The organism is Escherichia sp. SCLE84 (genome assembly GCF_012584495.1).
In the GTDB taxonomy this organism is placed as follows: domain Bacteria; phylum Pseudomonadota; class Gammaproteobacteria; order Enterobacterales; family Enterobacteriaceae; genus ECMA0423.
The window spans coordinates 4128093-4153045 of sequence record NZ_CP051430.1; the positions used below are offsets into that span (position 1 = coordinate 4128093).

27 protein-coding genes and 1 other RNA gene are annotated in these 24953 nt (G+C 52.5%); 20 read left to right on the forward strand and 8 right to left on the reverse strand.

The annotated features are described in order from the left end of the window. Window positions 1-120: 120 nt before the first annotated feature. The 5 genes from HGD79_RS20020 (at window position 121) to HGD79_RS20040 (ending at window position 3234) form a co-directional block, all read left to right on the forward strand. A complete protein-coding gene (locus HGD79_RS20020) occupies window positions 121-351 on the forward strand; it encodes a hypothetical protein (RefSeq protein WP_001322018.1) in 231 nt (76 codons plus the stop codon). Between the two features lie 55 nt (window positions 352-406). After that, a complete protein-coding gene (rpiA, locus tag HGD79_RS20025; RefSeq protein WP_000189743.1) occupies window positions 407-1066 on the forward strand; it encodes a ribose-5-phosphate isomerase RpiA in 660 nt (219 codons plus the stop codon). Window positions 1067-1321: 255 nt separating this feature from the next. Beyond that, entirely contained in the window at window positions 1322-2554 is a 1233-nt protein-coding gene (serA, locus tag HGD79_RS20030; RefSeq protein WP_001151604.1) for a phosphoglycerate dehydrogenase, read from the forward strand. A gap of 228 nt (window positions 2555-2782) precedes the next feature. Then, a complete protein-coding gene (ibsC, locus tag HGD79_RS20035; RefSeq protein ID WP_071524576.1) occupies window positions 2783-2842 on the forward strand; it encodes a type I toxin-antitoxin system toxin IbsC in 60 nt (19 codons plus the stop codon). Between the two features lie 332 nt (window positions 2843-3174). Then, window positions 3175-3234 carry a type I toxin-antitoxin system Ibs family toxin gene (locus tag HGD79_RS20040; protein ID WP_001387035.1) on the forward strand — a complete coding sequence of 20 codons (60 nt, stop codon included), beginning with the start codon at window positions 3175-3177 and terminating at the stop codon, window positions 3232-3234. A 100-nt stretch (window positions 3235-3334) separates the two neighbouring features. On the opposite strand, the gene HGD79_RS20045 is transcribed toward HGD79_RS20040, so the two are convergent. From HGD79_RS20045 to zapA, 3 genes are all read right to left on the reverse strand, one after another. Then, window positions 3335-3937, reverse strand: a complete 603-nt coding sequence (locus tag HGD79_RS20045; protein ID WP_096147499.1) for a 5-formyltetrahydrofolate cyclo-ligase — start codon at window positions 3935-3937, stop codon at window positions 3335-3337. A 20-nt stretch (window positions 3938-3957) separates the two neighbouring features. Further along, a non-coding RNA gene (ssrS, locus tag HGD79_RS20050) (6S RNA) lies at window positions 3958-4141 on the reverse strand. A gap of 41 nt (window positions 4142-4182) precedes the next feature. Beyond that, a complete protein-coding gene (gene zapA, locus HGD79_RS20055) occupies window positions 4183-4512 on the reverse strand; it encodes a cell division protein ZapA (RefSeq protein WP_001276008.1) in 330 nt (109 codons plus the stop codon). A 167-nt stretch (window positions 4513-4679) separates the two neighbouring features. Between zapA and ygfB the strand changes: the two genes are divergently transcribed. Genes ygfB through ubiI form a run of 4 tightly spaced genes read left to right on the forward strand, consistent with a single transcriptional unit; the run spans window position 4680 to window position 9009 of the window. After that, on the forward strand, window positions 4680-5258 hold the full coding sequence (ygfB, locus tag HGD79_RS20060) for a UPF0149 family protein YgfB (RefSeq protein WP_001295378.1): 579 nt from the start codon (window positions 4680-4682) through the stop codon (window positions 5256-5258). Window positions 5259-5283: 25 nt separating this feature from the next. Continuing rightward, a complete protein-coding gene (gene pepP / locus HGD79_RS20065; RefSeq protein ID WP_001290141.1) occupies window positions 5284-6609 on the forward strand; it encodes a Xaa-Pro aminopeptidase in 1326 nt (441 codons plus the stop codon). Beyond that, window positions 6606-7784 carry a 2-octaprenyl-6-methoxyphenyl hydroxylase gene (gene ubiH, locus HGD79_RS20070; RefSeq protein WP_000111171.1) on the forward strand — a complete coding sequence of 393 codons (1179 nt, stop codon included), beginning with the start codon at window positions 6606-6608 and terminating at the stop codon, window positions 7782-7784. Before pepP ends, ubiH begins: the two co-directional genes overlap by 4 nt. Before the next feature lie 22 nt (window positions 7785-7806). Beyond that, a complete protein-coding gene (gene ubiI, locus HGD79_RS20075) occupies window positions 7807-9009 on the forward strand; it encodes an FAD-dependent 2-octaprenylphenol hydroxylase (protein ID WP_001192185.1) in 1203 nt (400 codons plus the stop codon). Between the two features lie 73 nt (window positions 9010-9082). Here the strand turns inward: ubiI and HGD79_RS20080 are convergent, their stop codons facing one another. Beyond that, window positions 9083-9166: a hypothetical protein gene (locus HGD79_RS20080; RefSeq protein ID WP_122056850.1), complete on the reverse strand. Its 84-nt coding sequence runs from the start codon at window positions 9164-9166 to the stop codon at window positions 9083-9085. Between the two features lie 289 nt (window positions 9167-9455). Here HGD79_RS20080 and gcvT point away from each other — a divergent pair, with 289 nt between their 5' ends. From gcvT to HGD79_RS20100, 4 genes are all read left to right on the forward strand, one after another. Beyond that, entirely contained in the window at window positions 9456-10550 is a 1095-nt protein-coding gene (gene gcvT / locus HGD79_RS20085) for a glycine cleavage system aminomethyltransferase GcvT (RefSeq protein WP_000068701.1), read from the forward strand. Between the two features lie 23 nt (window positions 10551-10573). After that, complete coding sequence (gene gcvH / locus HGD79_RS20090; protein WP_001295377.1) at window positions 10574-10963, forward strand: glycine cleavage system protein GcvH; 390 nt, start codon at window positions 10574-10576, stop codon at window positions 10961-10963. A 118-nt stretch (window positions 10964-11081) separates the two neighbouring features. Next, window positions 11082-13955: an aminomethyl-transferring glycine dehydrogenase gene (gene gcvP / locus HGD79_RS20095; protein ID WP_000195023.1), complete on the forward strand. Its 2874-nt coding sequence runs from the start codon at window positions 11082-11084 to the stop codon at window positions 13953-13955. Window positions 13956-14215: 260 nt separating this feature from the next. Then, window positions 14216-14959, forward strand: a complete 744-nt coding sequence (locus HGD79_RS20100; protein ID WP_001436959.1) for an SDR family oxidoreductase — start codon at window positions 14216-14218, stop codon at window positions 14957-14959. A 56-nt stretch (window positions 14960-15015) separates the two neighbouring features. On the opposite strand, the gene bglA is transcribed toward HGD79_RS20100, so the two are convergent. Then, the gene (bglA, locus tag HGD79_RS20105; protein ID WP_001342496.1) at window positions 15016-16449 is read right to left on the reverse strand and encodes a 6-phospho-beta-glucosidase BglA; all 1434 of its coding nucleotides are present in this window, start codon (window positions 16447-16449) and stop codon (window positions 15016-15018) included. Between the two features lie 44 nt (window positions 16450-16493). Here bglA and yqfB point away from each other — a divergent pair, with 44 nt between their 5' ends. Both yqfB and HGD79_RS20115 read left to right on the forward strand, forming a co-directional pair. Beyond that, complete coding sequence (gene yqfB / locus HGD79_RS20110; protein ID WP_001182947.1) at window positions 16494-16805, forward strand: N(4)-acetylcytidine aminohydrolase; 312 nt, start codon at window positions 16494-16496, stop codon at window positions 16803-16805. Between the two features lie 163 nt (window positions 16806-16968). Next, on the forward strand, window positions 16969-17628 hold the full coding sequence (locus HGD79_RS20115) for a hemolysin III family protein (RefSeq protein WP_000250274.1): 660 nt from the start codon (window positions 16969-16971) through the stop codon (window positions 17626-17628). 122 nt (window positions 17629-17750) lie between these two features. Here the strand turns inward: HGD79_RS20115 and HGD79_RS20120 are convergent, their stop codons facing one another. Together HGD79_RS20120 and ygfZ are read right to left on the reverse strand one after the other, a co-directional pair. Then, on the reverse strand, window positions 17751-18731 hold the full coding sequence (locus HGD79_RS20120; protein WP_000399648.1) for an IS110-like element IS621 family transposase: 981 nt from the start codon (window positions 18729-18731) through the stop codon (window positions 17751-17753). 252 nt (window positions 18732-18983) lie between these two features. Then, window positions 18984-19964, reverse strand: a complete 981-nt coding sequence (gene ygfZ / locus HGD79_RS20125) for a tRNA-modifying protein YgfZ (protein WP_000886062.1) — start codon at window positions 19962-19964, stop codon at window positions 18984-18986. Window positions 19965-20206: 242 nt separating this feature from the next. On the opposite strand from ygfZ, the gene sdhE reads away from it, so the two are divergent. After that, entirely contained in the window at window positions 20207-20473 is a 267-nt protein-coding gene (gene sdhE, locus HGD79_RS20130; RefSeq protein ID WP_000354046.1) for an FAD assembly factor SdhE, read from the forward strand. Then, window positions 20454-20861 (forward strand): protein YgfX, encoded by a 408-nt coding sequence (locus HGD79_RS20135; RefSeq protein WP_000244772.1) that lies wholly within the window; start codon window positions 20454-20456, stop codon window positions 20859-20861. Before sdhE ends, HGD79_RS20135 begins: the two co-directional genes overlap by 20 nt. A gap of 39 nt (window positions 20862-20900) precedes the next feature. Here the strand turns inward: HGD79_RS20135 and fldB are convergent, their stop codons facing one another. Next, window positions 20901-21422, reverse strand: coding sequence for a flavodoxin FldB (gene fldB, locus HGD79_RS20140; protein ID WP_001055874.1), 522 nt, complete (start codon window positions 21420-21422; stop codon window positions 20901-20903). A 111-nt stretch (window positions 21423-21533) separates the two neighbouring features. Here fldB and xerD point away from each other — a divergent pair, with 111 nt between their 5' ends. The 3 genes from xerD to recJ are packed head-to-tail and all read left to right on the forward strand — an operon-like array spanning window position 21534 to window position 24904. After that, window positions 21534-22430, forward strand: a complete 897-nt coding sequence (gene xerD / locus HGD79_RS20145; RefSeq protein WP_000806638.1) for a site-specific tyrosine recombinase XerD — start codon at window positions 21534-21536, stop codon at window positions 22428-22430. 24 nt (window positions 22431-22454) lie between these two features. Beyond that, complete coding sequence (dsbC, locus tag HGD79_RS20150; RefSeq protein WP_168848483.1) at window positions 22455-23165, forward strand: bifunctional protein-disulfide isomerase/oxidoreductase DsbC; 711 nt, start codon at window positions 22455-22457, stop codon at window positions 23163-23165. A 5-nt stretch (window positions 23166-23170) separates the two neighbouring features. Further along, window positions 23171-24904: a single-stranded-DNA-specific exonuclease RecJ gene (gene recJ / locus HGD79_RS20155; protein WP_000813223.1), complete on the forward strand. Its 1734-nt coding sequence runs from the start codon at window positions 23171-23173 to the stop codon at window positions 24902-24904. The last annotated feature ends 49 nt before the right edge of the window (window positions 24905-24953 follow it).

Here is a 24953-nt window from a genome sequence, read left to right on the forward strand (position 1 = left end):
AATGCTTTTTCCTGCACTATGACACAATTTTGTGTCAGGTTGCATATACCGAAGCCGTCGGCGGGTAACATTTGTATTCGTGGTTAAACGCGCAGCTTAAAAGATCAGGGATTTGCGCTAATGCATTTCGCTCAGCGAGTTCGCGCCCTGGTTGTGTTGAATGGCGTGGCGTTATTGCCTCAATTTGCCTGTAAACAGGGGCTTGTGAACGGTGAACTGGTGCGCCTGTTTGCTCCGTGGAGCGGCATACCCAGATTGTTGCATGCCTTATTTGCGGGGCGAAAGGGGATGCCTGCCATTGCGCGATATTTTATGGATGAGTTAACCACGCGGCTTGCCAACGGGGTCTGAATCGCTTTTTTTGTATATAATGCGTGTGAAATTTCATACCACAGGCGAAACGATCATGACGCAGGATGAATTGAAAAAAGCAGTAGGATGGGCGGCACTTCAGTATGTTCAGCCCGGCACCATTGTTGGTGTAGGTACAGGTTCCACCGCCGCACACTTTATTGACGCGCTCGGTACAATGAAAGGCCAGATTGAAGGGGCCGTTTCCAGTTCAGATGCTTCCACTGAAAAACTGAAAAGCCTCGGCATTCACGTTTTTGATCTCAACGAAGTCGACAGCCTTGGCATCTACGTTGATGGCGCAGATGAAATCAACGGCCACATGCAAATGATCAAAGGCGGCGGCGCGGCGCTGACCCGTGAAAAAATCATTGCTTCGGTTGCAGAAAAATTTATCTGTATTGCAGACGCTTCCAAGCAGGTTGATATTCTGGGTAAATTCCCGCTGCCAGTAGAAGTTATCCCGATGGCACGTAGTGCAGTGGCGCGTCAGCTGGTGAAACTGGGCGGTCGTCCGGAATACCGTCAGGGCGTGGTGACCGATAATGGCAACGTGATCCTCGACGTCCACGGCATGGAAATCCTTGACCCGATAGCGATGGAAAACGCCATAAATGCGATTCCTGGCGTGGTGACTGTTGGCTTGTTTGCTAACCGTGGCGCGGACGTTGCGCTGATTGGCACACCTGACGGTGTCAAAACCATTGTGAAATGATCTGACGGGGGAACCTCCCCCGTTAAAAAAATTCTCTTCATTAAATTTGGTGACATGTGTCACGCTTTTACCAGGCAATTGTCGATTGCTCTAAATAAATCCTCTAAACCAGCATATTCATCCAAGAATTACCTTTGCGTGATATTTCCTCAACATCGCGACGCAAACGTTCATATTGCCGCAATATTATTTTTTGATATGTTGAAAGGCGGATGCAAATCCGCACACAACATTTCAAAAGACAGGATTGGGTAAATGGCAAAGGTATCGCTGGAGAAAGACAAGATTAAGTTTCTGCTGGTAGAAGGCGTGCACCAAAAGGCGCTGGAAAGCCTTCGTGCAGCTGGTTACACCAACATCGAATTTCACAAAGGCGCGCTGGATGATGAACAATTAAAAGAATCCATCCGCGATGCCCACTTCATCGGCCTGCGATCCCGTACCCATCTGACTGAAGACGTGATCAACGCCGCAGAAAAACTGGTCGCTATTGGCTGTTTCTGTATCGGAACAAACCAGGTTGATCTGGATGCGGCGGCAAAGCGCGGGATCCCGGTATTTAACGCACCGTTCTCAAATACGCGCTCTGTTGCGGAGCTGGTGATTGGCGAACTGCTGCTGCTATTGCGCGGCGTGCCGGAAGCCAATGCTAAAGCGCACCGTGGCGTGTGGAACAAACTGGCGGCGGGTTCTTTTGAAGCGCGCGGCAAAAAGCTGGGTATCATCGGCTACGGTCATATTGGTACGCAATTGGGCATTCTGGCTGAATCGCTGGGAATGTATGTTTACTTTTATGATATTGAAAACAAACTGCCGCTGGGCAACGCCACTCAGGTACAGCATCTTTCTGACCTGCTGAATATGAGCGATGTGGTGAGTCTGCATGTACCAGAGAATCCGTCCACCAAAAATATGATGGGCGCGAAAGAGATTTCGCTAATGAAGCCCGGCTCGCTGCTGATTAATGCCTCGCGCGGTACTGTGGTGGATATTCCGGCGCTGTGTGATGCGCTGGCGAGCAAACATCTGGCGGGGGCGGCAATCGACGTATTCCCGACGGAACCGGCGACCAATAGCGATCCATTTACCTCTCCACTGTGTGAATTCGACAACGTCCTTCTGACGCCACACATTGGCGGTTCGACTCAGGAAGCGCAGGAGAATATCGGCCTGGAAGTTGCGGGTAAATTGATCAAGTATTCTGACAATGGCTCAACGCTCTCTGCGGTGAACTTCCCGGAAGTCTCGCTGCCACTGCATGGTGGTCGTCGTCTGATGCACATCCACGAAAACCGTCCGGGCGTGCTAACTGCGCTGAACAAAATCTTCGCCGAGCAGGGCGTCAACATCGCCGCGCAATATCTACAAACTTCCGCCCAGATGGGTTATGTAGTTATTGATATTGAAGCTGACGAAGACGTTGCCGAAAAAGCGCTGCAGGCAATGAAAGCTATTCCGGGTACCATTCGCGCCCGTCTGCTGTACTAATTCCCCTTCTCTGAAAATTAACGGGCAGGTCACTGACTTGCCCGTTTTTTTATCCCTTCTCCACACCGTTGCCGCGTTGCGCATTCTACTTTGCGAGTCTGCTCCAGAAAATAAATCAAAGTCAGATCAATGCGTTGTGTTTATTTAATGGGGATTTACGATGGCGGGACAGCATGGGGCTGTAACGGTAAAGCCCTCACCGAAGCGAGGGCTTAAAGGAGAAGGGTTATGATGCGACTTGTCATCATACTGATTGTACTGTTACTGATAAGTTTCGGAGCTTATTAACAGTCAGTCTCAGGGGAGGAGTCATCCTCCCTTACCCTTACTCACTAAATTAGGTCAAAGAATCAACGATGTCAATCAGGGCGATGCGGGGTGCATCGCCCTGAACCGAACTTTTTGATAGCCACTTCATCGCCCACGTTTACTGCCGTAATAGATCCTTTTTCCCAAAAATTATCTCTGTTTTGCATGGGGTTTTTCGAGCACGCTCGAAGAAAAGATTTAAAGGTAGATCAATGCGTTGTGGTTATTTAAAGAGAGCTTACGATAGCTGGGCAGCATGGGGCTGTAACGGTAAAGCCCTCACCGAAGCGAGGGCTTGAAGGAGAAGGGTTATGATGCGACTTGCCATCATACTGATTGTACTGTTACTCATAAGTTTCCCAGCTTATTAACAGTCAGTCACAGGGGAGGAGCAATCCTCCCTTACCCTTACTCACTAAATTAGGTTAAAGAATCAACGATGTCAATCAGGGCGATGCAGGTGTATCGCCCTTACCACTCCCAGACTTTCGACGGTGTAACCACCGCAGGAAGAGGGATATCCCACTCTTCAACGGGGAGTTTTTCCACCAACTGACAATCATGCGCATAACCCACCGGTTGCGTTTTATAGTGCTGCCAGTTTTGTAAGGTCCGATCATAAAAACCACCGCCCATTCCCAGGCGCTGACCGTACTCATCAAAGGCGACCAGCGGTGTGATCAGCACGTCTAATCGGGAAAGGGGTAGCACGTCACGCACATCCAGTTTTGGCTCATGGATCTTCAACCTGTTCATCACCAGTTCGCTTTGCGGATGGTAATTCAGGAACAGCAAATTACTGGCACTAAAGGGATGCAAAACTGGAAGATATACGCGCTTACCGGCGCGCCAGAGTTGTTCTATTAGCGGCTGGGTGTCGAGTTCACCATCAAAAGAGAGGAATACAGCGACCGTATGCGCCATCACCACCGGGGGATAAGTCATCATCCGGGTAGCGGCTTGTTGACCCATTTCCTGCTGTTGTTCCGGCGTTAACGCACGACGACGTTGCCGAATCATTTTGCGGATTTCTTGTCGGGATAATGTCAGTGGGAGTTCTGGTAGTTGCGTCATGGCTGGTGCCAGATAAGAAGGGAATCTCCGAGATGCCGCCGCAGGCTGTAACCCTTGAACCCTTGGTTCAAGGTGAATGTGTCGTCGCAGTTTTAAGGCTTCTCGGACGGACCGAGCATGCTCACCAACCGCGGAGCGCCACATTCTTGTGGTATGAAATATCGGCTCAGGGGACTGGCCCGCTTGCGAACATCTCAGAGAAATTTTGTCTTCACGGTTACTCTACCACAGTAAACCGAAAAGTGTCATTCAAAGTTTTGGTTAGTTTTTTCGGTGATGCGACCTTGTTCAAGTAACGCTTGTTCTATGGTCTGCTGCAGCATCCGAATACGCTGTTCCATACTTGCCGCGTAGTCACGAGTCTTCGCTTTTTCTTGCGCTAACTCATAGCTGATATTCAATGCGGCAATGAAGACCAACTGTTCAGTATTTGTGACTCTAGTGCGTTCTTTCAGATCTTGCAACCGTTGGTTCAGATCGTCCGCTGCCTGATTCAACGCATCCCTTTGGTCAGGCGGGCAGTTCACACGCAGTGAACGGCCAAAAATTTGGATATCGACGGGTTGTGCAGACATGCCACCTTCCTGCTGATTGACTGCGCTGCCTTCGTCTTTAGACCCATGGTCTGCGAAGGGGCGACACTATAGCTACCCTGATGAGAAGAGACAAGCCCTTTTCTGGTCCACCAGGGCCCAAAGTGGTAGCATATCATGAATATTCCTCCCTTTGACGACGAATGCTTATGTCTATACAGAACGAAATGCCTGGTTACAACGAAATGAACCAGTATCTGAACCAACAAGGGACGGGTCTGACCCCTGCTGAGATGCATGGTTTAATCAGTGGGATGATATGTGGCGGTAACGATGACAGCTCATGGCTACCGCTACTTCACGACCTGACGAACGAAGGCATGGCTTTCGGTCATGAGCTGGCACAGGCACTGCGTAAAATGCACTCTGCCACCAGCGATGCCCTGCAGGATGACGGCTTCCTTTTTCAGCTTTATCTGCCTGATGGCGATGATGTCAGCGTTTTCGATCGGGCTGATGCATTGGCAGGTTGGGTCAATCACTTCCTGCTTGGTCTTGGCGTTACGCAACCGAAGCTGGATAAAGTGACCGGCGAAACCGGTGAAGCTATCGACGATCTGCGTAACATTGCGCAACTGGGTTACGACGAAGACGAAGATCAGGAAGAGCTTGAAATGTCGCTTGAAGAGATCATCGAATACGTTCGTGTTGCCGCGCTGTTATGCCACGACACCTTTACTCATCCGCAACCGACCGCGCCAGAAGTACAAAAACCGACTCTACACTAAAAACAAAAAACGTAAGGAGAGTGTTATGAGTGAGATATCCCGGCAAGAGTTTCAGCGTCGCCGTCAGGCCCTGGTGGAGCAAATGCAACCCGGCAGCGCCGCGCTGATTTTTGCTGCACCAGAAGTAACACGTAGCGCCGACAGCGAATACCCCTATCGTCAGAACAGTGACTTCTGGTACTTCACCGGCTTTAACGAACCGGAAGCGGTGCTGGTGCTGATTAAAAGCGATGACACTCATAACCACAGCGTTCTGTTTAACCGCGTTCGCGACCTGACGGCGGAGATCTGGTTTGGCCGTCGTTTAGGTCAGGATGCCGCGCCAGAGAAACTGGGCGTTGACCGCGCACTGGCATTCAGCGAAATTAATCAGCAACTTTATCAATTACTTAATGGTCTGGATGTGGTTTACCACGCCCAGGGCGAATATACCTATGCTGATGAAATCGTGAACAGCGCGCTGGAAAAGCTGCGTAAAGGTTCGCGACAAAATCTCACCGCGCCGGCAACGATGATCGACTGGCGTCCCATTGTTCATGAAATGCGCCTGTTCAAATCGCCAGAAGAGATTGCCGTACTTCGCCGCGCGGGTGAAATCACCGCCCTGGCGCATACCCGGGCGATGGAAAAATGCCGTCCGGGAATGTTCGAGTACCACCTGGAAGGCGAAATTCACCACGAATTTAACCGCCACGGCGCGCGCTATCCTTCCTATAACACCATTGTCGGCAGCGGTGAAAACGGCTGCATTTTGCACTACACCGAAAACGAGTGTGAACTGCGTGACGGTGACCTGGTGTTGATTGACGCGGGTTGTGAATACAAAGGTTACGCTGGCGATATTACCCGCACCTTCCCGGTCAACGGCAAATTCACTCAGGCCCAGCGTGAAATCTACGACATTGTGCTGGAGTCTCTCGAAACCAGCTTGCGCCTGTATCGTCCGGGAACTTCCATGCAGGAAGTCACCGGTGAAGTGGTGCGCATCATGGTTAGCGGCCTGGTAAAACTCGGCATTCTGAAAGGTGATGTTGATGAACTGATCGCTCAGAACGCCCATCGTCCTTTCTTTATGCATGGCCTTAGCCACTGGTTAGGGCTAGATGTCCATGACGTTGGCGTTTATGGTCAGGATCGCTCGCGCATTCTGGAACCGGGCATGGTACTGACCGTAGAGCCAGGGCTGTATATTGCGCCGGATGCAGAAGTGCCAGAACAATATCGCGGTATCGGCATTCGTATTGAAGACGACATTGTGATTACCGAAACCGGTAACGAAAACCTCACCGCCAGCGTGGTGAAAAAGCCGGAAGAAATCGAAGCGTTGATGGCAGCTGCGAGAAAGCAATGAGCGTAATCATCGTCGGTGGCGGCATGGCGGGCGCGACGCTGGCGCTGGCTATTTCCCGGTTAAGTCACGGGGCGCTGCCGGTACATTTGATTGAAGCGACCGCGCCAGAGTCACATGCTCATCCGGGCTTTGATGGACGAGCTATTGCGCTAGCGGCGGGGACCTGTCAGCAACTGGCGCGCATCGGCGTCTGGCAATCTCTGGCTGATTGCGCAACCGCCATCACTACCGTGCATGTCAGCGATCGTGGTCATGCTGGATTCGTCACCCTCGCCGCAGAAGATTACCAACTGGCGGCGCTGGGGCAGGTTGTCGAATTGCATAATGTCGGGCAACGGCTGTTTGCATTGCTGCGAAAAGCACCTGGCGTAATGCTGCATTGCCCCGATCGCGTAGCTAACGTTGCCCGTACTCAGAGTCACGTTGAAGTGACGCTGGAGAGCGGCGAGATGCTGACGGGCCGCGTGCTGATAGCCGCTGATGGCACCCATTCAGCGTTAGCCACCGCGTGCGGCGTTGATTGGCAGCAGGAGCCTTACGAACAACTGGCCGTGATTGCCAACGTTGCGACTTCCGTTGCGCACGAAGGCCGCGCTTTTGAACGCTTCACGCAACATGGCCCGCTGGCGATGTTGCCGATGTCTGACGGACGCTGTTCGCTGGTCTGGTGTCATCCACTGGAACGGCGCGAAGAGGTGCTGTCGTGGAGCGACGAGAAGTTTTGCCGTGAACTCCAGTCGGCCTTTGGCTGGCGACTTGGAAAAATTACCCACGCCGGTAAACGCAGTGCTTATCCGCTGGCGTTAACCCGCGCCGCCAGAGCTATTACCCATCGTACCGTGCTGGTGGGCAATGCGGCGCAAACTCTGCACCCGATTGCCGGGCAAGGGTTTAACCTCGGTATGCGAGATGTCATGAGCCTTGCGGAAACCCTAACTCAGGCGCATGAGCGCGGAGAAGACATCGGTGATTACGGCATATTGTGCCGCTATCAACAGCGTCGACAGAGCGATCGCGAAGCAACCATCGGCGTCACGGACAGCCTGGTACATCTTTTTGCCAACCGTTGGGCACCGCTGGTTGTCGGGCGCAACATCGGACTGATGACGATGGAATTATTCACCCCGGCACGCGATGTGCTGGCGCAGCGCACCCTCGGTTGGGTGGCGCGTTGAAGGCGGTTTTAAGGAATAAACAATGCAAAGTGTTGATGTAGCCATTGTTGGTGGCGGCATGGTGGGGCTGGCGGTTGCCTGCGGCTTACAGGGGAGCGGCTTACGCGTTGCCGTACTGGAGCAGCGCGTACCGGAACCTCTGGCGGCGGATGCACCACCACAACTGCGCGTTTCGGCTATCAATGCCGCCAGCGAAAAATTACTCACCCGTCTTGGCGTCTGGCAGGACATTCTCTCTCGTAGGGCCAGTTGTTATCACGGTATGGAAGTGTGGGACAAAGACAGTTTTGGTCACATTTCGTTTGACGATCAAAGCATGGGATATAGCCATCTTGGGCATATCGTTGAAAACTCAGTGATTCACTACGCGTTGTGGAACAAAGCGCAGCAGTCGTCAGATATCACTCTGTTGGCCCCCGCAGAATTACAGCAGGTCGCCTGGGGAGAAAATGAAACTTTCCTGACGCTGAAAGATGGCAGCATGTTAACGGCGCGTCTGGTGATTGGCGCGGACGGTGCTAATTCCTGGTTGCGCAACAAAGCAGATATTCCGCTGACTTTCTGGGATTATCAGCATCACGCGCTGGTAGCGACCATTCGCACGGAAGAACCGCATGATGCGGTGGCACGGCAGGTTTTCCATGGCGAAGGCATTCTGGCCTTTTTACCGCTTAGCGATCCGCATCTTTGCTCAATTGTCTGGTCACTGTCGCCAGAGGAAGCGCAGCGGATGCAGCAGGCAAGTGAAGATGAATTTAATCGCGCGTTAAATATCGCTTTTGATAATCGCCTGGGCTTATGCAAGGTTGAGAGCGCGCGTCAGGTGTTCCCACTGACGGGGCGTTATGCGCGCCAGTTTGCCGCGCACCGTCTGGTGCTGGTGGGCGACGCCGCGCATACCATTCACCCGCTGGCGGGGCAGGGAGTAAATCTCGGCTTTATGGATGCTGCAGAGCTGATTGCTGAACTGAAACGGTTGCATCGTCAGGGGAAAGACATCGGGCAGTACATTTACCTGCGCCGGTATGAGCGTAGCCGCAAGCACAGTGCGGCGCTGATGCTGGCTGGTATGCAGGGATTCCGCGATCTGTTTTCCGGTACCAATCCGGCGAAAAAACTGCTGCGTGATATTGGTTTGAAACTGGCCGACACGCTTCCTGGCGTTAAACCACAACTTATCCGCCAGGCAATGGGATTAAACGATTTGCCTGAATGGCTGCGTTAAAAATTTCTCTTCTGCTGTTTATTTGATACCCATCACACTTTCATCTCCCGGTTTTTTCGCCGGGAGATTTTCCTCATTTGAAATAAACTAATTTCACCTCCGTTTTCGCATTATATTTTCTAATGTCATTATTTTTTGATTTAGTGTTTTTTGACATTTTTTTAGCTCTTAATATTGCCTTATTCAAATTAGCTTTCTAATGGCATCATCTTTATATAGAAACTGGTGTGTTTTTTGGTTTTTTATTCTGTCGCGATTTTGGCGTTTTTTAACCATAAGCTAATGTGATGATCAATTTTACCTTATGGTTAACAGTCTGTTTCGGTGGTAAGTTCAGGCAAAAGAGAACGATTGCGTTGGGGACCGGGAGTGGCTCCGATGCTGGGTTTCGTGGTGATAATTTCACCATGAAAAGTTGTCAGCCCCGCTTATTCAATGAGGACAAGATGGCACAACAGACTCCTTTGTACGAACAACACACGCTTTGCGGCGCTCGCATGGTGGATTTCCACGGCTGGATGATGCCGCTGCATTACGGTTCGCAAATCGACGAACATCATGCGGTACGTACCGATGCCGGAATGTTTGATGTGTCACATATGACCATCGTCGATCTCCGCGGCAGCCGCACCCGGGAGTTTCTGCGTTATCTGCTGGCGAACGATGTGGCGAAGCTCACCAAAAGCGGCAAAGCCCTTTACTCGGGGATGTTGAATGCCTCTGGCGGTGTGATAGATGACCTCATCGTCTACTACTTTACTGAAGATTTCTTCCGCCTCGTTGTTAACTCCGCCACCCGCGAAAAAGACCTCTCCTGGATTACCCAACACGCTGAACCTTTCGGCATCGAAATTACCGTTCGTGATGACCTTTCCATGATTGCCGTGCAAGGGCCGAATGCGCAGGCAAAAGCTGCCACACTGTTTAATGACGCCCAGCGTCAGGCGGTGGAAGGGATGAAACCGTTCTTTGGCGTGCAGGCGGGCGATCTGTTTATTGCCACCACTGGTTATACCGGTGAAGCGGGCTATGAAATTGCGCTGCCCAATGAAAAAGCGGCCGATTTCTGGCGTGCGCTGGTGGAAGCGGGTGTTAAGCCATGTGGCTTGGGCGCGCGTGACACGCTGCGTCTGGAAGCGGGCATGAATCTTTATGGTCAGGAGATGGACGAAACTATTTCTCCTTTAGCCGCCAACATGGGCTGGACTATCGCCTGGGAACCGGCAGATCGTGACTTTATCGGTCGTGAAGCCCTGGAAGTGCAGCGTGAGCATGGTACAGAAAAACTGGTTGGTCTGGTGATGACCGAAAAAGGCGTGCTGCGTAATGAACTGCCGGTACGTTTTACCGATGCGCAGGGCAACCAGCATGAAGGCATTATCACCAGCGGGACTTTCTCCCCGACGCTGGGTTACAGCATTGCGCTGGCACGCGTGCCGGAAGGTATTGGCGAAACGGCGATTGTGCAAATTCGCAACCGTGAAATGCCGGTTAAAGTGACGAAACCTGTTTTTGTGCGTAACGGTAAAGCCGTCGCGTGATTTACTTTTTTGGAGATTGATTGATGAGCAACGTACCAGCAGAACTGAAATACAGCAAAGAACACGAATGGCTGCGTAAAGAAGCCGACGGCACTTACACCGTTGGTATAACCGAACATGCCCAGGAGCTGTTAGGCGATATGGTGTTTGTTGACCTGCCGGAAGTGGGCGCAACGGTTAGCGCGGGCGATGACTGCGCGGTTGCCGAATCAGTAAAAGCGGCGTCAGACATTTATGCGCCAGTAAGCGGTGAAATCGTGGCGGTAAATGACGCACTGAGCGATTCCCCGGAACTGGTGAACAGCGAACCGTATGCAGGTGGCTGGATCTTTAAAATCAAAGCCAGCGATGAAAGCGAACTGGAATCACTGCTGGATGCGACCGCATACGAAGCATTGTTAGAAGACGAGTAACGGCTTTATTCCTCTTCTGCGGGAGAGGATCAGGGTGAGGAAAATTTATGCCTCACCCTCACTCTCTTCGTAAGGAGAGAGGTTCACAATTCACTGCACGTTTCAGGAACCATCGCTCATGACACAGACGTTAAGCCAGCTTGAAAACAGCGGCGCTTTTATTGAACGCCATATCGGACCGGACGCCGCGCAACAGCAAGAAATGCTGAATGCCGTTGGTGCACAATCGTTAAACGCGCTGACCGGCCAGATTGTGCCGAAAGATATTCAGCTTGCGACCCCGCCGCAGGTTGGCGCACCGGCGACCGAATACGCCGCACTGGCAGAACTCAAGGCTATTGCCAGTCGCAATAAACGCTTCACGTCTTACATCGGCATGGGTTACACCGCCGTGCAGCTACCGCCGGTTATCCTGCGTAACATGCTGGAAAATCCGGGCTGGTATACCGCGTACACTCCGTATCAACCTGAAGTCTCCCAGGGCCGCCTTGAAGCACTGCTCAACTTCCAGCAGGTAACGCTGGATTTGACTGGACTGGATATGGCCTCTGCTTCTCTTCTGGACGAGGCCACCGCTGCCGCCGAAGCAATGGCGATGGCGAAACGCGTCAGCAAACTGAAAAATGCCAACCGCTTCTTCGTGGCTTCCGATGTGCATCCGCAAACGCTGGATGTGGTCCGTACTCGTGCCGAAACCTTTGGTTTTGAAGTGATTGTCGATGACGCGCAAAAAGTGCTCGACCATCAGGACGTCTTCGGCGTGCTGTTACAGCAGGTTGGCACAACCGGTGAAATCCACGACTACACCGCGCTTATTAGCGAACTGAAATCACGCAAAATTGTGGTCAGTGTCGCCGCCGATATTATGGCGCTGGTGCTGTTAACTGCGCCGGGTAAACAGGGCGCGGATATTGTTTTTGGTTCGGCGCAACGCTTCGGCGTGCCGATGGGCTACGGTGGCCCACACGCGGCCTTCTTTGCGGCGAAAGATGAATACAAACGCTCAATGCCGGGCCGTATTATCGGTGTATCGAAAGATGCAGCTGGCAATACCGCGCTGCGCATGGCGATGCAGACTCGCGAGCAACATATTCGCCGTGAGAAAGCGAACTCCAACATTTGTACTTCCCAGGTGCTGCTGGCAAACATCGCCAGCCTGTATGCCGTTTATCACGGCCCGATTGGCCTGAAACGTATCGCTAACCGCATTCACCGTCTGACCGATATCCTGGCGGCGGGCCTGCAACAAAAAGGTCTGAAACTGCGCCATGCGCACTATTTCGACACCTTGTGTGTGGAAGTGGCCGACAAAGCGGGCGTACTGACGCGTGCCGAAGCGGCTGAAATCAACCTGCGTAGCGATATTCTGAACGCGGTTGGGATCACCCTTGATGAAACAACCACGCGTGAAAACGTAATGCAGCTTTTCAACGTGCTGCTGGGCGATAACCACGGCCTGGACATCGACACGCTGGACAAAGACGTGGCTCACGACAGCCGCTCTATCCAGCCTGCGATGCTGCGCGACGACGAAATCCTCACCCATCCGGTGTTTAATCGCTACCACAGCGAAACCGAAATGATGCGCTATATGCACTCGCTGGAGCGTAAAGATCTGGCGCTGAATCAGGCGATGATCCCGCTGGGTTCCTGCACCATGAAACTGAACGCCGCCGCCGAGATGATCCCAATCACCTGGCCGGAATTTGCCGAACTGCACCCGTTTTGTCCGCCGGAACAGGCTGAAGGTTATCAGCAGATGATTGCGCAGCTGGCTGACTGGCTGGTGAAACTGACCGGTTACGACGCCGTTTGTATGCAGCCGAACTCCGGCGCACAGGGCGAATACGCGGGCCTGCTGGCGATTCGTCATTATCATGAAAGCCGCAACGAAGGGCATCGCGATATCTGCCTGATCCCGGCTTCTGCGCACGGAACTAACCCCGCTTCTGCACATATGGCAGGAATGCAGGTGGTGGTTGTGGCGTGTGATAAAAACGGCAACATCGATCTGACTGATCTGCGCGCGAAAGCGGAACAGGCGGGCGATAACCTCTCCTGTATCATGGTGACTTATCCTTCTACCCACGGCGTGTATGAAGAAACGATCCGTGAAGTGTGTGAAGTCGTGCATCAGTTCGGCGGTCAGGTTTACCTTGATGGCGCGAACATGAACGCCCAGGTTGGCATCACCTCGCCGGGCTTTATTGGCGCGGACGTTTCGCACCTCAACCTGCATAAAACTTTCTGCATTCCGCACGGCGGTGGTGGTCCGGGTATGGGACCGATCGGTGTGAAAGCGCATCTGGCACCGTTTGTACCGGGTCATAGCGTGGTGCAAATCGAAGGCATGTTAACCCGTCAGGGCGCAGTTTCTGCGGCACCGTTTGGTAGCGCCTCTATCCTGCCAATCAGCTGGATGTACATCCGCATGATGGGCGCAGAAGGGCTGAAAAAAGCAAGCCAGGTGGCAATCCTCAACGCCAACTATATTGCCAGCCGCCTGCAGGATGCCTTCCCGGTGCTGTATACCGGTCGCGACGGTCGCGTGGCGCACGAATGTATTCTCGATATTCGCCCGCTGAAAGAAGAAACCGGCATCAGCGAGCTGGATATTGCCAAGCGCCTGATCGACTACGGTTTCCACGCGCCGACCATGTCGTTCCCGGTGGCGGGTACGCTGATGGTTGAACCGACTGAATCTGAAAGCAAAGTGGAACTGGATCGCTTTATCGACGCGATGCTGGCTATCCGCGCAGAAATCGACCAGGTTAAAGCCGGTGTCTGGCCGCTGGAAGATAACCCGCTGGTGAACGCGCCGCACATTCAGAACGAACTGGTCGCCGAGTGGGCGCATCCGTACAGCCGTGAGGTTGCAGTATTCCCGGCAGGTGTGGCAGACAAATACTGGCCGACGGTGAAACGTCTGGATGATGTTTACGGCGACCGTAACCTGTTCTGCTCCTGCGTACCGATTAGCGAATACCAGTAATTCACTGATTCGACTATTTTCTAAAGGCGCTTCGGCGCCTTTTTAGTCAGATGACAAAGTACAAAAGTGCTCAGACAGTCCCCTCGCCCCTTTGGGGAGAGGGTGAGGGGAACAGGCCGGCACTGGCGCGAATATTTACCCTCACCCCGGCCCTCTCCCTGAAAGGGCGAGGGGGAAAAGCGTGCCAACATTGAAGATTGAGCCAGTTTGTTAGCAATCTCAAAGATACGTCAACGAATGAATTTTTCTCGGAAAAACAAATGGTTATAGCACTTGTGACCGGTGGCAGTCGCGGCATCGGGCGGGCAACTGCATTACTGTTGGCGCAAGAAGGGTATACGGTGGCGGTTAATTATCAGCAAAACCTCCACGCGGCGCAGGAAGTGATGAACTTAATAACGCAAGCCGGTGGCAAAGCATTCGTGCTCCAGGCGGATATCAGCGACGAAAACCAGGTCGTTGCGATGTTTACAGCAATCGATCAGCACGATGAACCGCTAGCAGCGCTGGTCAATAACGCCGGGATCTTGTTTACCCAGTGCACCGTTGAAAACCTTACCGCAGAGCGAATCAACCGAGTACTTTCCACCAACGTGACGGGATATTTTCTCTGCTGCCGCGAGGCGGTAAAACGCATGGCGCTTAAAAATGGTGGCAGTGGCGGCGCTATCGTCAATGTCTCTTCGGTGGCCTCACGGTTGGGTTCGCCAGGGGAATATGTTGATTACGCGGCATCGAAAGGGGCGATTGATACGTTAACCACCGGACTATCGCTGGAAGTCGCCGCGCAGGGGATCCGCGTTAACTGCGTGCGGCCAGGGTTTATTTATACCGAAATGCACGCCAGCGGCGGCGAGCCTGGACGCGTCGATCGCGTTAAGTCGAACATCCCCATGCAGCGTGGTGGACAGGCAGAAGAGGTCGCGCAGGCCATTGTCTGGCTACTAAGTGATAAAGCCTCTTACGTCACGGGAAGTTTTATCGATTTGGCGGGCGGGAAATAAAACAGGGAAGTTGTCTGACCGGATGCAACAAGTATTGCATCCGGTACTTCATCGACTTAAAGCTTCTCGCCGTTGCTGGCAATCACCTCTTGGTACCAGTTAAAGCTCTTCTTACGTGAACGCGACATATCGCCAGCACCGTCGTCATGTTTATTCACATAGATAAAGCCGTAGCGTTTGCTGTACTGCCCGGTGGTGAACGATACGCAGTCGATGCAGCCCCACGGTGTGTAGCCCATCAGATCCACGCCATCGTAAGTCACCGCTTTTTTCATCTCTTCGATATGGGCGCGCAGGTAGTCAATGCGGTAGTCGTCGTTGATGCTGCCATCTTCTTCCACTTTGTCGTAAGCGCCAAAACCGTTTTCGACAATAAACAGCGGCCTCTGATAACGCTCATACAGTTCGCAAAGGGCATAGCGCAGACCTACTGGATCAATCTGCCAGCCCCAGTCAGACGCTTTAACATACGGGTTCGGTACGCTGCCTTCGAAACCAGAGATCGCATCGCCGGTGCCGCCTTCGGCCTTCACTGCGTTGGTCATGTAATAGCTGAAACCAAGATAATCGCAGGTGCCTTCACGCAGTACATCGAGATCGCCGTCTTCCATTTTGATGTTAAATCCGCGACGCTCCCACTCGTTCAACACATAGGACGGGTAATAGCCGCGTAGCTGCACATCGGTAAAGACGTAGCGTTCGCGCATCGACTCCTGAGCGAACATCACATCGTCCGGGTTACAGCAGTAGGGATAGAGCGGCACCATCGCCAGCATACAGCCGACTTTCATCTCCGGGTTAATGCGACGCGCAGCTTTCACCGCCAGGGCGCTGGCGACAAACTGGTGATGCAGCACCTGGTACATCGTCTCTTCCGGGTTGTCATGCTCGGTATAAACCACGCCGGAGCAGCAGTAACCGAACAGCGGTGCACGCCAGTTACGCTGGTTGTTAATTTCGTTGAAGGTCATCCAGTATTTGACTTTATGCTTATAGCGTTCAAACACCACTTCCGCGAAACGGACAAAGAAATCAACCACTTTACGGTTGGTCCAGCTACCGTATTGCTGCACCAGATGCAGCGGCATTTCAAAGTGGGAGAGGGTGATCACCGGTTCGATGTTGTATTTCAGCAGTTCATCGAACATATCATCGTAGAACTTCAGCCCTTCTTCGTTTGGCTGAGCTTCATCACCTTTTGGAAAAATACGCGTCCAGGCGATGGAAGTCCGAAAACATTTGAAGCCCATTTCGGCAAATAGCTTGATGTCTTCCTTGTAGTGACCATAAAAATCAACGGCTTCATGGTTTGGATAGTATTTGCCTGGCAAGACTTCTTTGGTGATTTCGCGCGGCACGCCGTGTGCGCCACCGGTCAGAACGTCACAAATGCTCGGCCCTTTGCCGCCTTTGTTCCAGCTGCCTTCGACCTGATGAGCGGCAACTGCGCCGCCCCATAAGAAATCTTTCGGTAAGGTGAGTTTTTTCACTATCATAGGCTCCAGATGAGTCAATTCTTACAGGAAATAGTACCATGCAGCCAAACGACATCACTTTTTTTCAACGTTTCCAGGATGACATTCTGGCTGGGCGTAAAACCATCACCATCCGCGACGAGTCTGAATCGCACTTCAAAACGGGTGATGTGCTTCGTGTCGGGCGTTTTGAAGATGACGGTTATTTTTGCACGATTGAAGTCACCGCAACCTCAACCGTAAGGCTGGATACGCTGACTGAAAAACATGCAGAGCAGGAAAATATGACCCTGACTGAACTGAAAAAGGTCATTGCCGACATCTATCCCGGTCAGACACAGTTTTATGTGATTGAATTTAAATGTCTTTAAATTGAACTCACGCCTGTTAGTTGAAATTTCTCATTTAATTTCATGATTTTTAGGAGATTAGTCTCAAATCAGAATTTATTTTAGCTAACAGGTGTTCACTGGAACTATTCTCAGTTACGCTGGAGAGGTATACATGTGCGTGTACGTTTCTCCGGAGTAAGTTATGGTTCAGAAGCCCCTCATTAAGCAGGGATATTCGCTGGCAGAGGAAATTGCCAACAGCGTCAGTCACGGCATTGGGTTGGTGTTTGGTATCGTTGGGCTGGTGTTGCTACTGGTTCAGGCGGTGGATCTCAATGCCAGCGCCACAGCGATAACCAGCTACAGCCTCTATGGCGGCAGTATGATCCTGCTGTTCCTCGCTTCGACGCTCTATCACGCCATTCCTCATCAACGGGCAAAAATGTGGCTGAAGAAATTTGACCATTGCGCTATTTACCTGTTGATTGCCGGAACCTACACGCCGTTTTTGCTGGTGGGGCTGGATTCTCCGTTAGCGCGCGGGTTGATGATTGTTATCTGGAGCCTGGCATTGCTGGGGATTCTGTTTAAACTGACCATCGCGCACCGATTCAAAATTTTATCTCTGGTGACCTATCTGGCGATGGGCTGGCTGTCGCTGGTGGTAATTTATGAAATGGCAGTTAAGCTCGCGGCGGGCAGCGTTACCTTACTGGCGGTAGGCGGCGTGGTTTATTCGCTCGGGGTGATTTTCTACGTCTGCAAACGCATTCCATACAACCATGCCATCTGGCACGGCTTCGTGCTCGGCGGTAGTGTGTGCCACTTTCTGGCGATCTATTTGTATATTGGGCAGGCGTAATGGGTATGCCTTTGTAGATACTGTTATGGCCTGCAAGTTTTTTCCTGGTCCGGTTTCCCGGATTGCAGGCATGCCAGACACAGCGCCGTCAGGCGCTGTTTTTTTCATCCCTTCCGCGATTTTTACGCCGCTACCGGATTATGCCGTGACGCATCGAACGGCACGCCTGACTTCAGCACTCCATACGCCACCTGTGCCAGCTTGCGCATCATCGCGCCGAGAATCACCTTTCCTTTCTTGCCATTAGCCGCCAGACGGTCGCGGAACGCCCGTCCCCACTCAGTCTTACTGGTGGCTACCATTGCGGGCATATACAACGCCCTGCGAAGCGACACATGTCCGGCCTTACTCATCCGGCTCGCCCCTCTCACACTGCTACCTGATTCATAACGCCGTGGTGTCAGACCCGCAAAAGCGGCGAACTGTCTGGCATGGGCGAAGCGGTCCTTCAGACCGATATAAGCCAGCAATACCGCAGATGTTTTCTCTCCGATACCCGGGATGCTTTCCAGCAGTTTCCTGCGGTGTTTCATATCCGGATCATCGTCTGTCAGGTCTTTTATCTGCTTCTCAAGACGCTTCAGCTCTGCTTCAAGCCACAGAAGGTGAGCATCAATGCTCGGTCTCTGGACTTCCCGCGCCGTTTCAGTGCGATTCAGTTCCTGCGTGTGCATATCTGTCAGCGCCTGGTGGCGGACTACCAGGGCACGCAACGCGCGTTCAAGCGGGTGAGGCGCTTCCCAGGCTGCAGGGCGCTTCTGACGACAGAACTCTGCCAGCATGCGCGCATCCACGGTATCAGTCTTGTTACGCAGTCCTTCACTCTGAGCGAAAGCTTTACCCAGCGCAGGATTAATGACTGACACTATGTAGCCAGCATCGTAAAGGCACTCAGCGACAGGTTCCATATAGGTGCCGGTCGCTTCGATGCAGATATGCGCATGGTCAATCTTGTGACCTTTCAGCCAGCTCACCAGCTCATCGTGCCCTTTAGTGGTGTTAGCGAATTTTTTGGTGCGATGACGACCATCAGGACGCAACACATCGACATCCAGTTTCTCTTTAGCGGTGTCGATACCGATATAATGAAGTTCATGTTCCATAGTGAAACCAACCTTGCAAATACGGATTACCGGGAAAACCGGTCCATGATACTGTCCGGTTTATCACTTTGGGAGAAAGGCAGTCCGCTGCATAAATCTACGCAACAGGTTAGAACCCAAGGCCCGATACGGCATGCGGACTGCAGGCAGAGAAAACTGGCCGATTTTCTCTGCACTGGAGGGATAATACAAGGCCTGATAAGACGCGCCAGCGTCGCATCAGGCGATAAATGCCTGATGCGATAAAGAGATTTACTCTTCGAGCGAATACGGCAGCGGCTCGATATGCAGTGTATTCGCATCGTCGCGTACGCGGAAGATGCTATCCGGTTCCATATCGTTATTCATGACGACCTGTACCACGACCTGACCATCTTCCAGTTTTACCGCAGCCAGCACCGTACCGGTACGACGCCAGTTCTCGCCCATTTTCAGCTCTAAGTCTTCACCAGCTTCCGGCAGTCGGCTGGCGCTACCTGCCAGCAACCAGAGCGCACGTTTATTGGCACCACGGAATTTTGCTCGCGCCACCATCTCTTGTCCGGTATAGCAGCCTTTTTTAAAGCTGATGCCGCCCAGCGCCTGGAGGTTGGTCGCCTGTGGGATAAACTGCCCGCTGTTGGCGGCATCAATCACCGGGAAACCCGCTTCAATGTTTAATGCCAGCCACTGTTGGCTATTGTTCAGTTCCGCTTCACCGCGCAGTTTATCGGTCAGCATATTAGCAGTAGCTTCATCGGTTACGATCAGGAAACGTTCTGCCGGGTGTTCAAACCATAGCAAAGTGGTCGCGCCTTCTTTAACTACCTGTTTTTCTTTCGAAGGCAGTTCACTAAAGAGATTTGCCAGCGCGGCGCGCGCCTGAAAACCGGCAACACCAAGCAGCACACGCTCGTCGTCTGGCGCGATGGTCACTTTAGAGAATACCGCATATTTTTTCAGTTCAGTCAGCTGCGGTTCACGCACGCTGCGCCGTTCAATCCATGCAAAGCCATCGCCGTCGCGGAACAGACGTAAATTGCTCCACATTTTACCTTTGGCGTCGCAATGGGCGGCGAGCAGGTGCTGATCTTCTGCCATCTGGCTGACATCTGCTGTCACCTGACCCTGCATATATTTTTCGCTGTCCGCGCCAGTAATGGTGGCAAGCGCCCAGTCATCAAGCGTCATCAGCGTCAGCGGTAAACGGGCAGAAGCCGTAGGCTGACGGGGAGGAAAAGGTGTAAAAGCCATAATAGAGTCCTGAGTTGCTTAACGGCGTATTAATGACTAATGGTAAAAGAGCTATGAGGCAATGCAAGTGCTTTCACTACGCGATCTGTGCCTTCTGCGAGGCGACTTCCAAAAAAATGAAGCCATTGAATTGTTGTGAATTAATTTCGCGATCGCGATGGTGTTTACTGATATTCCCGTAAAAGAAGGCGAAAAACACGTTACAATAGCCGGGTACTGGATTTTCGTGAGACAGGAAGAAGATGGACATTAACAACAAAGCCCGCATTCATTGGGCATGCCGCCGTGGTATGCGCGAACTCGATATTTCAATCATGCCGTTTTTCGAACATGAGTACGACAGCTTAAGCGATGACGAAAAACGCATCTTTATTCGTCTGCTGGAATGTGACGATCCGGACCTGTTTAACTGGCTGATGAATCACGGTAAACCGGCCGATGCAGAACTGGAAATGATGGTCCGACTCATCCAGACACGGAACCGGGAACGTGGTCCTGTGGCAATCTGATTTGCGCGTCTCCTGGCGCGCACAGTGGCTTTCCTTGCTGATTCATGGGCTGGTTGCCGCTGTTATTTTACTCATGCCCTGGCCACTCAGTTACACCCCGTTATGGATGGTGTTACTTTCGCTGGTGGTGTTTGATTGCGTTCGCAGCCAGCGGCGTATTAATGCTCGCCAGGGGGAAATTCGCTTGTTGATGGACGGGCGTTTGCGTTGGCAAGGGCAGGAGTGGTGCATCGTCAAAGCACCGTGGATGATTAAGAGCGGCATGATGCTGCGTTTACGTTCTGATGGCGGTAAACGGCAACATTTATGGCTGGCAGCCGACAGCATGGACGAAGCCGAATGGCGGGATTTACGGCGGATTTTGTTGCAACAAGAGACGCAAAGATAAAGATGACGGCAAAGCATATGCGCTAAGCCGTCAGTGAGATCAGGCGTAATGCTCTGCCATTTCGTTGAGGATTTGCTCGCACCAGCTCTGAATACGCTCGTCGCTAAGGTCATACTGGTTAGTTTCATCCAGCGCCAGACCCACGAACAGTTGCCCGTCAGCAATCACCGGTTTCGGGCTGGTAAATTCATATCCTTCCGTTGGCCAGTAGCCGACGAACTTCACGCCTTTGGTCGAGAGTTTGTCATGCAGCATACCGAGCGCATCGAGGAACCACTCGCCGTATCCCAGTTGATCGCCAAGCCCATACAGCGCAACAATTTTACCTTCAAGGTTCAGGTCGTCGAGCTGATCCCAGACGGCTTCCCAGTCTTCCTGGATTTCACCAAAATCCCAGGTCGGGATACCCAGAATGAGCACATCGTACTGCTCCATTAATTTCGGGGAGTCGTCCTTGAGGTTATGTAAGGTCACCAGTTCTGGGCCGATAATATCGCGGATTTTTTCTGCCGCCATTTCGGTGTAACAGGTGCTGGAACCGTAAAAAAGACCCATATTCATAACGTAAGCTTCTCGATTCTGCTGTGGCTTTTGCAGCTAGTGTATCAGAATCGCTTTAGTCACGGCACAATAAGGCATAATGGATCAAATGAGTGACCATAAGGGGCGCAAGTGAAACAGGATCTGGCACGCATCGAGCAGTTTCTTGATGCTCTGTGGCTGGAAAAAAATCTGGCTGAAAATACGTTGAACGCTTACCGTCGCGATCTGTCAATGATGGTGGAGTGGTTGCATCACCGCGGGTTGACGCTGGCGACGGCGCAAAGTGACGATTTGCAGGCATTACTGGCAGAACGGCTGGAGGGCGGGTATAAAGCCACCAGCTCAGCGCGTTTGCTGAGTGCAGTGCGCCGATTGTTCCAGTATCTTTATCGCGAAAAGTTTCGTGAAGACGATCCCAGTGCGCATCTCGCTTCACCGAAATTGCCCCAGCGTTTGCCAAAAGATTTAAGCGAAGCGCAGGTCGAACGTTTATTACAGGCACCATTAATTGATCAGCCACTGGAGCTACGCGATAAAGCCATGCTTGAAGTGTTGTATGCTACCGGGCTGCGTGTCTCTGAACTGGTCGGACTGACAATGAGTGATATCAGCCTGCGTCAGGGCGTAGTGCGGGTCATTGGTAAAGGCAACAAAGAGCGCCTGGTACCGTTAGGTGAAGAGGCGGTTTACTGGCTGGAAACCTATCTGGAACATGGGCGTCCGTGGCTGCTGAATGGTGTGTCAATTGACGTGTTGTTTCCCAGCCAGCGTGCGCAGCAGATGACGCGACAGACCTTCTGGCACCGCATTAAACATTATGCTGTGCTGGCGGGTATCGACAGCGAAAAGCTGTCACCGCATGTATTGCGTCACGCTTTTGCCACCCATTTATTAAATCATGGTGCGGATTTACGCGTGGTGCAGATGCTACTGGGCCACAGCGACCTCTCCACCACGCAAATTTATACGCATGTCGCTACCGAGCGTCTGCGGCAACTTCATCAACAGCATCACCCGCGGGCGTGATGTCTGAAAAGAACGGGAAGATTTATGAAGAAAGGTTTTATGTTGTTTACTTTGTTAGCGGCGTTTTCAGGTTTTGCTCAGGCTGATGACGCGGCAATTCAACAAACGTTAGCCAAAATGGGCATCAAAAGCAGCGATATTCAGCCCGCGCCCGTAGCTGGCATGAAGACAGTTCTGACTAACAGCGGCGTGTTGTACATCACCGATGATGGTAAACATATCATTCAGGGGCCAATGTATGACGTTAGCGGCACGGCTCCGGTCAATGTCACCAATAAGATGCTGTTAAAGCAGTTGAATGCGCTTGAAAAAGAGATGATCGTTTATAAAGCGCCGCAGGAAAAACACGTCATCACCGTGTTTACTGATATTACCTGTGGTTACTGCCACAAACTGCATGAGCAAATGGCAGACTATAACGCGCTGGGGATCACCGTGCGTTATCTTGCTTTCCCGCGCCAGGGGCTGGACAGCGATGCAGAGAAAGAAATGAAAGCTATCTGGTGTGCGAAAGATAAAAACAAAGCGTTTGATGATGTGATGGCAGGTAAAAGCGCCGCACCAGCCAGCTGCGACGTGGATATTGCCGACCATTACGCACTTGGCGTCCAGCTTGGCGTTAGCGGTACTCCGGCAGTTGTGCTGAGCAATGGCACACTTGTTCCGGGTTACCAGCTGCCGAAAGAGATGAAAGAATTCCTCGACGAACACCAAAAAATGACCAGCGGTAAATAATTCGCGTGAAACAACAGATACAACTTCGTCGCCGTGAAGTCGATGAAACGGCAGACTTGCCCGCTGAATTGCCTCCCTTGCTGCGCCGTTTATACGCCAGCCGGGGCGTGCGCAGTGCGCAAGAACTGGAACGCAGTGTTAAAGGTATGTTGCCCTGGCAGCAACTGAGCGGTGTCGAAAAGGCCGTTGAGATCCTTTACAACGCTTTTCGCGAAGGAACGCGGATTATTGTGGTCGGTGATTTCGACGCCGACGGCGCGACCAGCACGGCTCTAAGCGTGCTGGCGATGCGCTCGCTTGGTTGCAGCAATATCGACTACCTGGTACCAAACCGTTTCGAAGACGGTTACGGCTTAAGCCCGGAAGTGGTCGATCAGGCCCATGCCCGTGGCGCGCAGTTAATTGTCACGGTGGATAACGGTATTTCCTCCCATGCGGGGGTTGTACACGCTCGCTCGTTGGGCATTCCGGTTATTGTTACCGATCACCATTTGCCGGGCGAAACATTACCCGCAGCGGAAGCGATCATTAACCCTAACTTGCGCGACTGTAATTTCCCGTCGAAATCACTGGCAGGCGTGGGTGTGGCGTTTTATCTGATGCTGGCGCTGCGCACCTTTTTGCGCGATCAGGGCTGGTTTGATGAGCGTGGCATCGCAATTCCTAACCTGGCAGAACTGCTGGATCTGGTCGCGCTGGGAACAGTGGCGGACGTCGTGCCGCTGGACGCTAATAATCGCATTCTGACCTGGCAGGGGATGAGTCGCATCCGTGCCGGAAAGTGCCGTCCAGGGATTAAAGCGCTGCTGGAAGTGGCAAACCGTGATGCACAAAAACTCGCCGCCAGCGATTTAGGTTTTGCGCTGGGGCCACGTCTCAATGCTGCCGGACGACTGGACGATATGTCCGTCGGTGTGGCGCTCTTGCTGTGCGACAACATCGGCGAAGCGCGCGTGCTGGCAAATGAACTCGATGCGCTAAACCAGACGCGAAAAGAGATCGAACAAGGAATGCAAGTTGAAGCCCTGACCCTGTGCGAGAAACTGGAGCGAAGTCGCGACACGCTACCCGGCGGGCTGGCAATGTATCACCCCGAATGGCATCAGGGCGTTGTCGGTATTCTGGCTTCGCGCATCAAAGAGCGTTTTCACCGTCCGGTTATCGCCTTTGCGCCAGCAGGTGATGGTACGCTGAAAGGTTCAGGTCGCTCCATTCAGGGGCTGCATATGCGTGATGCACTGGAGCGATTAGACACACTCTACCCTGGCATGATGCTGAAGTTTGGCGGTCATGCGATGGCGGCGGGTTTGTCGCTGGAAGAGGATAAATTCGAACTCTTTCAACAACGGTTTGGCGAACTGGTTACTGAGTGGCTGGACCCTTCGCTATTGCAAGGCGAAGTGGTGTCAGACGGTCCGTTAAGCCCGGCCGAAATGACCATGGAAGTGGCGCAGCTGCTGCGCGATGCTGGCCCGTGGGGGCAGATGTTCCCGGAGCCGCTGTTTGACGGTCATTTCCGTCTGCTGCAACAGCGGCTGGTGGGCGAACGTCATTTGAAGGTGATGGTCGAACCGGTCGGCGGCGGTCCACTGCTGGATGGTATTGCTTTTAATGTCGATACCGCTCTCTGGCCGGATAACGGCGTGCGCGAAGTGCAACTGGCTTACAAGCTCGATATCAACGAGTTTCGCGGCAACCGCAGCCTGCAAATTATCATCGACAATATCTGGCCAATTTAGCGTCATCTTCTCTATAAAAAAGAGCGTGGATTGGGTACAATCCCGCTCT